Source organism: Blautia intestinihominis (assembly GCF_040096655.1).
Taxonomy (GTDB): Bacteria; Bacillota; Clostridia; order Lachnospirales; family Lachnospiraceae; genus Blautia_A; species Blautia_A intestinihominis.
In genome coordinates this window covers 1-9,880 of sequence record NZ_JBBMEI010000098.1, presented here as the reverse complement: position 1 = coordinate 9,880, position 9,880 = coordinate 1, and the positions used below count along the sequence as shown (strand labels likewise).

The window sequence follows — 9,880 nt, the reverse complement described above, 5'->3', positions numbered from 1 at the left end:
CTCCGGCACTTCAAATGGTATCTCGTCCTCAATACATTTTACAGTTCCATCCTGGAACTTCTCATAATGCAAATTATCCTCACCTTTAAAGATAATTGTATCATTCTTAATATCCTTTTTCTTGAGCTTACCTTCCTTGAACATCTGCTGCTTCTGCTCTCTGATGCGTTCCAACAATACCTCTGCTGGTTCATCATTTGGATCCTGCGGAACAAGTTTGCCACGGATAGCAAGATCAAGTATTTTTTGTCTTAATGCTTTTGTATCCATTACTCCTCCACTTCTCCAATCAGTTGTTCCAATTCTGAAACTGCCTTGGCAATATTCTGAGATTTTTCTTTAATCTGATCTAATAATTCCGCAAGTGTATAATTATCTGTATCAGATTCTGTCTTCATCCATGTAATATCAAGACTTGTTTTATCTCTTGCAAGAATATCCTGAATTGAGAATTTACGCCATCTTCCATTTGGATTTTCTTCACTATATGTTTCTTTTCGTTTGCTTAAGTCTCCATCTGCATAGCATGCTATAAAGTCATCAAAGTGCTTTGGCTTTAAAGGATTAGTTTTTCCAAATGATGGCATATCATTTCTAAGATCATAAATCCAGACTTCTTTTGTATTTCCCTTGTCTGTTTTTCCACGAGTAAAGAAAAGTACATTTGTCTTAACACCCTGTGCATAGAATATTCCGGTAGGAAGACGCAGAATTGTATGTAGATTACATTTATCTAATAAATCCCGTCTAATTTTCTCGCCATCACCATCCGCAAATAACACATTATCCGGCAATACAACAGCAGCTCTTGCTTTTCCGTTGTTTTTAAGACTTCGATAAATATGCTGTAAAAAGTTTAACTGTTTGTTACTTGTAGGATAAGTAAAATCATCACGTGTAGCACGTTCTCCGCCTTTCTTAGTTCCAAATGGTGGATTTGTCAGAACCAAATCGTAATCATGCATTGATTTTCCTATATTTGAAAGCGTATCGCCTAATGTAATAGGAGCTTCGATATCATGGAGCATAGCATTCATCAATGCCAACCGGTGTGTATCATGTACAAGCTCACAGCCTGTAAATGCTTCCTCCCTCTCAAATCTCGCCATATCTGCATCTTCAATATCAAAAAAATTATCTGTATGCTCTGCAACATATTGATGAGCAGCAATCATAAAACCAAATGTTCCACAGGCAGGGTCGTTACATCTCTCTCCTACTTGGGGTTTCATAAGTTTTGTCATAACATCAATCAAAACACGTGGAGTAAAATACTGACCTGCACCCGATTTCTTTTCATTAGCATTTTTCTCAAGTAATCCTTCATATAAATTTCCAAGTCCTTCTTCTCTCGCAGAATACCAATCAAGACTGTCTATCGTAGCTATAATTTTCTCAAGATTCTTAGGCTCATCAATATTTGTCGCTGCACCCTGATATATTTCACGAATTCTGCCTGTACCATTATCCCCTAGTTCTGATAACAGTTCTTTGTAAAATTTTTTTAATTCTACTCCGCTTTTAGCCTTCAATTCATCCCAACGATATTTCTCTGGAATCTGTTCTTCTGTTCCAGTTTCCTTCGCCATTTTCAAAAACAAAATATATGTTAATTCTGTAACATACTGATGATATGTGATGCCATCATCTCTTAATACATTACATAAATTCCATAATTTTGATACAATTTCTTGTGTTGTCATGCAACATTTCCTCCGTCATCATACAAATATTCATTTAATTCAAGCACAATGCTTTCAAGGTTATTCTGAAATACTTTATTTATCTTTTTGAAGCCTCCATAGCTTGCGAATCTGCTGTCTTCATCAAATATCTTGATATTCATTACAGATTCCCCCAGCAGATATTTTTCAATGCGGGATATCCAGCTCTGTTCCTGCTTTGAGAAATTATGTTTTTTTCTAAGTTTCTCAACAGCTCTGTGAATACGTGCTTCATGACTAATAAGCGTTGATCCAATTGCATAGCGTCGAATCAAGCTTATAATATCTGCCATTATCTCTTCATTAGTCAATTCATAAAGTGCAGTATTCAACTGCTGTGTAGTAAATCCTTCTCTGTCAAGTGTTAATCTTAAATCCTTCAAATCTTTTCTTGTCAAATCCTTAGGTCTGGTACAAATAATATTCAATGCTGCAATTTCATTTCGATTGCTCTGAATATATCGTGAAAATGCATTCAGGTAATCTTCTGGTTTTTCTGCATTTCCATATCCACGTGAATGTTCTGTCAATACATCCTCTGCATCTGAAACTACAACAGGACGAGAACCATTTGCTTTCGTTTCTTGTAGCATTTTGAATACATCACGATATTTAAGCAGACGATTCTTAGCCTCCTGCACATCTGACTTTTCAATTTCCATAATAAGCTGTGATGGGTCTTTTCCATCAGTCATGCTAATGAAATAGTCCATCATTTTAGGCGACATATTTCGTTTCTTTCTCTGCAATTTGGCAATTATCTGATTAATCTGCTGCTCTACCTGTTTATCATCATTTATTTCAGACAGACCATCTAATAACTGAGTAAAGCTTGTTGTTGGATTAACCACTACTGGTTTCATCGTATTCACATCATTCAAAGAATCATATACCCCTACAGGATCGTATATTTCAAAATGCGTCTTATGTATTTTCGGACATAATCTAGTAGCACGCCCCAACATCTGCTCAAATAAAATACGTGATTTCACACGACGCATAAACACCAATGTTGTAATTTCCGGCACATCAATTCCTGTAGTCAACAAATCCACTGTTACTGCAATGCTTGGGTAACTCTCATTCTTGAAACGTTTTATAGCCTCCTGCACTTTCTTAGGATTGCCGCCTCCAACGCTACCTGTTATCTTCATAATAGCCTCATTAGAGACCCCATATTCCGAATAAATATCTCTCAAAATTGATACAATCATATCTGCATGTTGGTCATCAACTGCATATATTAGAGTTTTTCCCTGTTCTTCTGGATTCTCAGGATCTATATCTCTAGCAATCTCGCCTAAAACGGTCTTATTGAAATTCTCTGTAATAACCTGCCGATTAAATTGTTCAACATCAAAATCTAATTCATCATCCAACAACTCACTATTTGTAATTTCACCTGTCACAGGATCATAAATCATAACTGTATCACCCGATTTGTAGTGAATTCCACCTGTACTGAGTTTTGTTTCCAAATGATGAGGAGCATCATGATCTACTAAATATCCTTCTATGACAGCTTCTCTATATGTATATTTAAACACTGGTTGTCCAAAAATTTCTGTCGTCTGAAGTGCAGGTGTTGCCGTAAGTGCAATCTTCACCGCATCGAAATATTCAATCACACTTCGATATTTGCTTTGATAATCTCTTTGGTCACGATACAAAATTTCGGTGTCGCCCATTTCCTTGTCAAGAATATATCCGCGGTGTGCTTCATCTATGATAATAAGATCATAGTCTGTAACCGCCGGCATAGTTTCTCCATCATTATATAGAATACGCTTAACCATGCTCTGAACAGTTGCCACCTGTATTCTGGTTTCTTTATCAATATTTTTATCTTCAAGTCCCTTGATATTATATATCTCATCAAGTGTCATTAAGTCTTCCAACTTTACTTCTTTGAATACATCTGATGCCTGTTCCCCAAGAGAAGTACGGTCAACAAGAAACAATATACGTTTGAATCGGTTCGTCTTTAAAAAGCGATAAATCATACCTAGTACAGTACGTGTTTTTCCTGTTCCTGTTGCCATAGCTAAAAGGATATTCTTTTTTCCTTCAATAACTGACTGTTCTGCCGCTTTTATCGCATTTAACTGATATTCACGCAGATTTAACCCATTAGGATCTGTAAGAAAATCATATGGCAATGCCTTCAATGCTGAATTACCCTCTTGAGGATTTTTCTCCAGCAATTCTACCATTCCCATAGGACTAATCCACCCATGAAGAGCTGTCGGATTATTTGCAGGGCTTCTCAAATCTAAAAACCATATTCCTGACTTTGTTTCAAGCTGCTTTAGATATGGTCTTCCGTTGGTAGCAAAAGTAAATGGTACTTTATATTCACCCCATTCTCCAATCTGATACTCTGAATCTTCCTTACGAATATTACGCGGATATTCTTTTCCCTGATAATCAATAACAGACGGAATATCCTTATGTATTGCTTTTGCCTCGATGACACCTATCAACTTAGTGTCAACAAATAATGCATAGTCTACACGTCCGCTCTGTCCTACTGAAGAATTTGTCGGCCATTCAGCAATAGCCATATTATGTCCTTTTGCCGGACGAGTTCCTTTAGAATAACGGAGATTTTCTGTATCTACCTCCCAACCTACTTGACGCAATTGTTCATCGATAATATATCTAGTTTCAGCTTCTGATTTAGGGCGCTGACTTGCCATTTTACCAGCCTGCTTCTGACGCTCTGATTTAGAAATAGCTTCTGCTGTACTTGCTTTTTGTTCTGCCTGTTTTGTAAGTTCTTCTGCCTGTCTCTCTTCTGCTGCTTTCTCTTCCTGTGTAACCGAAACTCTCTTATTTTCTAATTCAGGCATAATAAAATCATGATGCTGATAATTCCAATCTCCATAAGTCTGCATAAACCATTCGCAAAGACTATAAGCCATTTGAATCAGAATTTTACATTCTGATTCAGAATCATAATTCTCATGCACAGCTTTATTTCTGGCTTTTCTAAGAGCATGTAAAATATCCGTTAAATCTCTTGTTAGCAATCCTTCTCTTTGAAGAGTATCTATTCTTGTAACTGCCGTATTATCATATGGCAATTGGATTCTGTCATAAGTAAACATTAAATTAACAATGCTCTCCCCTATCATTCCCAATTTCATAAGGCATGAATTAGGATCAGAAAAGCAATACTTTTCAGCCTGACAACCAAACGTTGATAAAACAGGAAACTCTGTTTGTAAAAAGTCAAAATTAGATTTCATAAGAGTTACCTCCTCGTTCTGTTTCTACATCCATAGAATAATCAATAATATCATCTATCCGGCAATGGAGAATATCACATATCCTAATTAACACTTCCAATCTGACAAATTGATTTTTTCCCATTTTAGCCATAGCATTGGTACTTATACCGCTCTTATGTACCAATTGCGTTTTGCTGATTTTTTTATCTATTAACAGCTTCCACAGCTTATCATAATTTACTGTCAATGTAATATTCTCCTATCCACCACAATATTCACTTAACTTCTCATAATATAATATTATATCATGCATACTGATATTTTTTCAATCTCAACTTGAATTTCTCAAGCACTCCAGAGCACTCTATTACATCATCTTTTTTTGATTAAATATTCTTTGTCTTTATCTCTCATAAAATTCCTTTCCTCGCCAATCTGATATCTATCTGTCCTATTCTCTTCAGTTGGAATATTCTCATTCTTTTTAACGTGATTAACATTCCATTCCTCAACATCTTTCACATAATCAGCATATTCACCTTTAGCCACATAATAAGTACTATAAAAATCCCTTACATTATCATAACCATGTCGTTGCACAATAGATGACAAATAGCGTTTCATATTATCAATCTGTTTGTTCAGTTCATATATTTGATTCTGCAACCCTCCACGCTTTCGTGCCTTAAATGCACCATTACATTCTGACAATTCTATCTCCAGCTCGCTGCGTTTATGCTCCTGCGCAAATATTGCTTCATTTTGCTTTTGTAATTCATCATAGATATTCTGAAGACTTAGGTATTTTTCTGCAAGTGGTGACATTGTTGGCATTGTTGGATAAGTCTTAGCCTCAATATTTCTACTTTCTTCTGGCACAATATCCAGCATCTTTTCTGCCACACCAACCGCAGCCAGCATAATGCGATTAATAAGAAGTTCAAGCACTGCAATAGCAAGCTTTATAATACTTGCAAGAAGATCCGGTCTGTCTCCATATAAATCTATGGAATACCTTACCTTTTCTGTTATTTCATTCTTCTTTATCCTTGATATGTCCTCTTCTGACACTCCGCTTACAATTGCTCTGTCAACAGTCCTGTTCCATTCCTGTCGTACCTCATTGTCAGCCTTTATTTGTTCTTCCATTGGATTATTTTTGCCTATTTTTTTAGTAGCAAGATATGGACTGTTCTTATCAAAGACTTTAAGTTTATCCTCTTCATGCAGCACAAGCTGATTTATTTCATTTGTAAAAAACACCTTTGCCTCATCAAGAAATGAATCCTGTTTAAATCTATCGGATTTTATAGAAAACTCTTTTTTCTCATAGACCTCGCCTTTTCTGATAATCTTACAGCCATTACGGATGTCACCACTTGCATCCAATATCTCTTTCTTAGTACGCACATGTTTCCCTCTTTCATCATAGAACATGTTTCTTGATGCTACCTTAACAACCGGCTTTTCCAGTTTCGTCCTCTCTGCAAATATCAGATGAATATGAAAGTTTGTCTTTCTTTTGTTATGATGCAGGGCTGCATAGCAGTCCACACCATACTTTTTCTTGAAATCCGTAGCAAAATGTTTGATAAGATAATCATGCTCATAATGATACAAACCTTCCGGTAATGCTATAATCAGCTCTCTTGCCTCAATATATTTTCCTATCGTTCCACTTTTAGCAAATTCTTCTCTGTTGCATTTTGCAAGATCTTTCCAAAAAGAACGAAGTGGCTGTGTCGCATATATGGCATATAGATTTTCCTGTTTAACTGTACTTGTTATATAATCAATTCTCCCCATGACATTATGGAGTTTCGTCATCTGTATAAATGAATGTCTTGGCATTGCTATCATCTCCTTCTTTTTATCAGCTACATTTAATTCTTCAAATGCAGCCATAGTAATATTTATTCTCAGGCTCGATGCAATCGCGAAATCCCCGGAGTACAAAACGAAGTTTTGTGCGGAGGGTGTATTTCGCTCTCAAACGCCGAGGGCTGTATTTGAACTTCTCTTGCCCCTTGCTTGAAGCATCTCTTGCTCTGATAATTGTCTAAAATCTCGTAAAGGTGTCTTTTCACATTAATTGACGGCAATTTGTTACAGCATTTTTCATAGCTGACTTCACTTTATGCCGTCGCTCTTATATAATGCCGTCGCTTTGTGCCATCACTTTTCCTTTGTTCTTTTTCCGACTTTCTTTCGTTCAAGTTCCATGCCGTCGGATTATTACGGCATTTTAAGTTACTGCTGTCGGATTGTTCAGTCGCTTTTTATTTCTGCCATCGTTTTATGCCGGCAGTCGCTACAATATTTGCAGATAAAAATAAGGACCATGTATTTCTACACAGTCCTTGTATCTATAAGCTATATTCTATTGCTAATCATTTACCATCCATCTTAGTGCACTCTGTACTAATGTCTCATCTTCTTCATAATCCTCTGACTCTTCATCAGATATGCTTTTCGTTCCTGTCTCCATAGCAGCATCAGCTTTATTCATTACTGACATAGCACCTCCACCAGCCTGAATTGCAGCCAGCAGACTTCCTACCATTGTCATAACTTCCTTATTTGCTTCCTGACGTGCTTCATCCTTTGCAGCCTGCCTGATTCTTTCCTCAATTGCTTTCATATCTTCTGTTGATACAAACTCCGGCTCTTTCTCTTTCTTCGGCTGCGTTAATTCTTCCTGCCCATAATTCTCGATATAATAAGTTGCCGCATCTATAAAAAACTGATTCTTTGACTTAAATATATCCAAATTCAACTCATTCAGAACCTTATTAATAGTTACATGAGCCGGATTAAGCATATTTAATCTCACTGTAAACTTAACTGTCCTGTCTATCGCCATAATTATTCCTCCTCATAATCTTTCTTTACATATAATCCCAGTAAGGCAGGAAGATTTGAAAGTACTTTCCTTTCTACCTTTCCAACTATCCTGTCCGCAAATGCATCTTCTTTTTCCCTTGTTTCCAGATATGGATCTTCCTGTATACGCATAACTCTCTCATAATAATAATTGATTGCTTCAATCACGAACCTGTTTTGTGACTTAAATCTTTCCCCCACATCTTTGCTGTGAAGGCTCTCCCATGCCATAATATCGGATTCCTTATCCATATTAAATCGTATATTCTGATTCTTATTCATATAATCACCTGTTCCTTTCCGTATCTTTAATCTGTTTTTCATGCCATTCTTTTACGAGCCGCTCTATAAGTTCCACCTTCTGCTTTGGAGTAAAATCATCTGGAAAATACTCCTCAAGTGTACTGGCACGAATCTTAATCTGTTCTCGTTGGTTCGGTTTTTCCTCTTCCAATATTGAATAGATTTCATCAATATCCAGCTTTCCGCTCTGACTTATACGTTTCATCCTATTTGCCTGCGACAATGATGGTGTGCATTGCTCCAAATCCATTACAGCATGAAGCTCATACTGTTCTTCTTCTGACAGATAGGATAATTCCACACCAATCGTAAATGCTATCTTTCCCTCATCCACCATAGCAAGTATCTTAGGGATGAGATTTGTCAGCCGGATATATCTCTTTATCTGTGCTACACTTTCTCCGACCTGTCTTGCAAGAAGCTCGTTGCTGTTCATCATGGAATGCTCTTCAACAACTTCATTAGCTCTATTCCCCAAATTATCCGCTCTGCCATTTCCATCTGTGTCACACTTCGGTCCAACTTGAGCCGAAGTCACGCTGTCAATGTGCTTTCCCTGATGTTTCATGGCTTCCAGCTTCATCTTATACGCAAATGCTTTCTCACTTGGCTTCAGATTCTCTCTATGCAGGTTAGCGTCAACCATTGCCACAACTGCCTGATCATCATCCAATTCTCTTATCACAACCGGAACCTTCGTCTCTCCTGCCCATATAGCAGCTTCCTTTCGCCTGTGACCGGATATCACCTCATACCCATCTCCATAGGGATTTGTCCTTACAAGAAGTGGCACAAGCACACCTTCTTTCTCAATACTTCTCATAAGCTCGCACAATTCTGTATTCATCTCTACTTTGAATGGATGATTTTTAAAATCATGCAATCTGTTTACATCTACATTCCGGATCGTCTCCATAATATCGCCTTTCTCGAACACATCGAATCAATCCTTCAAAACATCTTAATAAAAATCCGTTTTAGAGGTATAAAAAAAGACCACTCACTTTCAATTTTTCTTGAAAATGAACGGTCTTTCACGTTTCTTTTATTCTGTTGAATGATAAAAATATTACTTTTTCTTTGATATGTTTCCGAAGCCGCAGTCCAATACGACTGAGACATTCACACCGTCTGAAATTGCCTTTTTGTATGTTTTTCGGTCACTCTGGTCAAATCTGAAAAACCTCTCAAAGTGCCTAAAATCAAGGATTCTTACAAATCTGTCCGATGTAGTGCAACTATTGTCTCAACGGTACTTTCGTTGTCCCAACAAAGTTCCTGTGTCTCTCTGCCTCCAAAATACACCGGAAAACGGAACTTTATGTGCTTCAGGAATCTGCCATCTGGCTGCTCCTGCTCGTAAATGTCCACCTGTTCCACAAAGCTGTTAAGAAATCCTTTCTTCTCCAGGTCGGTGAACTTATCATATAGTTTATCAAAATATAAAAGAAATTGATAGACGTTTTCTTCTGATATTTTCTGTTGCCGGATATTCAGCAGGCGATTCTTAACTTCTTCTATACTATTCTCCACGCCTTCAATTTCATCATATAGACGATATAAGCGTGTCTCCATATCCTGATATTTCTTTTCATAAAATTTATCCATGATATCCAGACTATCCATCTGCTGTCCAAGTCTTGCTTTTGCTCCGGTCAGTTGCCTGTGCTGTTTTTCCAGTCTTTCAATCTCTTTTTCTATTTCTTCTGTATCTATTCTTGAACCGATTTTATTCAG

General features: G+C 37.1%; 8 protein-coding genes and 1 pseudogene. All 9 read right to left on the bottom strand.

The window, feature by feature from the left end:
* A partial coding sequence (locus tag WMO75_RS17545) for a hypothetical protein (RefSeq protein ID WP_349078623.1) occupies nucleotides 1-270 on the bottom strand: 270 nt, incomplete at its 3' end.
* Entirely contained in the window at nucleotides 270-1,703 is a 1,434-nt protein-coding gene (locus WMO75_RS17540) for a class I SAM-dependent DNA methyltransferase (protein WP_349078622.1), read from the bottom strand. The genes WMO75_RS17540 and WMO75_RS17545, both read right to left, overlap by 1 nt.
* Nucleotides 1,700-4,975 (bottom strand): type I restriction-modification system endonuclease, encoded by a 3,276-nt coding sequence (gene hsdR, locus WMO75_RS17535; RefSeq protein ID WP_349078621.1) that lies wholly within the window; start codon nucleotides 4,973-4,975, stop codon nucleotides 1,700-1,702. Before hsdR ends, WMO75_RS17540 begins: the two co-directional genes overlap by 4 nt.
* Nucleotides 4,965-5,204 carry a helix-turn-helix domain-containing protein gene (locus WMO75_RS17530; RefSeq protein WP_055225051.1) on the bottom strand — a complete coding sequence of 80 codons (240 nt, stop codon included), beginning with the start codon at nucleotides 5,202-5,204 and terminating at the stop codon, nucleotides 4,965-4,967. Before WMO75_RS17530 ends, hsdR begins: the two co-directional genes overlap by 11 nt.
* 125 nt (nucleotides 5,205-5,329) lie before the next feature.
* On the bottom strand, nucleotides 5,330-6,862 hold the full coding sequence (locus WMO75_RS17525; RefSeq protein WP_349078620.1) for a MobA/MobL family protein: 1,533 nt from the start codon (nucleotides 6,860-6,862) through the stop codon (nucleotides 5,330-5,332).
* A gap of 481 nt (nucleotides 6,863-7,343) precedes the next feature.
* A complete protein-coding gene (locus WMO75_RS17520) occupies nucleotides 7,344-7,820 on the bottom strand; it encodes a hypothetical protein (protein ID WP_349078619.1) in 477 nt (158 codons plus the stop codon).
* A gap of 2 nt (nucleotides 7,821-7,822) precedes the next feature.
* Complete coding sequence (locus tag WMO75_RS17515; protein WP_243442036.1) at nucleotides 7,823-8,122, bottom strand: hypothetical protein; 300 nt, start codon at nucleotides 8,120-8,122, stop codon at nucleotides 7,823-7,825.
* Between the two features lie 4 nt (nucleotides 8,123-8,126).
* Nucleotides 8,127-9,080 (bottom strand): ParB/RepB/Spo0J family partition protein, encoded by a 954-nt coding sequence (locus WMO75_RS17510; protein WP_349078618.1) that lies wholly within the window; start codon nucleotides 9,078-9,080, stop codon nucleotides 8,127-8,129.
* A gap of 275 nt (nucleotides 9,081-9,355) precedes the next feature.
* Nucleotides 9,356-9,880 (bottom strand): annotated as a pseudogene (locus WMO75_RS17505) (recombinase family protein); the annotation flags it as partial.

Excerpts from the sequence above, each read along its gene's own strand:
- WMO75_RS17540 (WP_349078622.1), bottom strand. The coding sequence starts at position 1,703 with ATGACAACACAAGAAATTGTATCAAAATTATGGAATTTATGTAATGTA.
- hsdR (WP_349078621.1), bottom strand. The coding sequence starts at position 4,975 with ATGAAATCTAATTTTGACTTTTTACAAACAGAGTTTCCTGTTTTATCA.
- WMO75_RS17525 (WP_349078620.1), bottom strand. The coding sequence starts at position 6,862 with ATGGCTGCATTTGAAGAATTAAATGTAGCTGATAAAAAGAAGGAGATG.
- WMO75_RS17520 (WP_349078619.1), bottom strand. The coding sequence starts at position 7,820 with ATGGCGATAGACAGGACAGTTAAGTTTACAGTGAGATTAAATATGCTT.
- WMO75_RS17515 (WP_243442036.1), bottom strand. The coding sequence starts at position 8,122 with ATGAATAAGAATCAGAATATACGATTTAATATGGATAAGGAATCCGAT.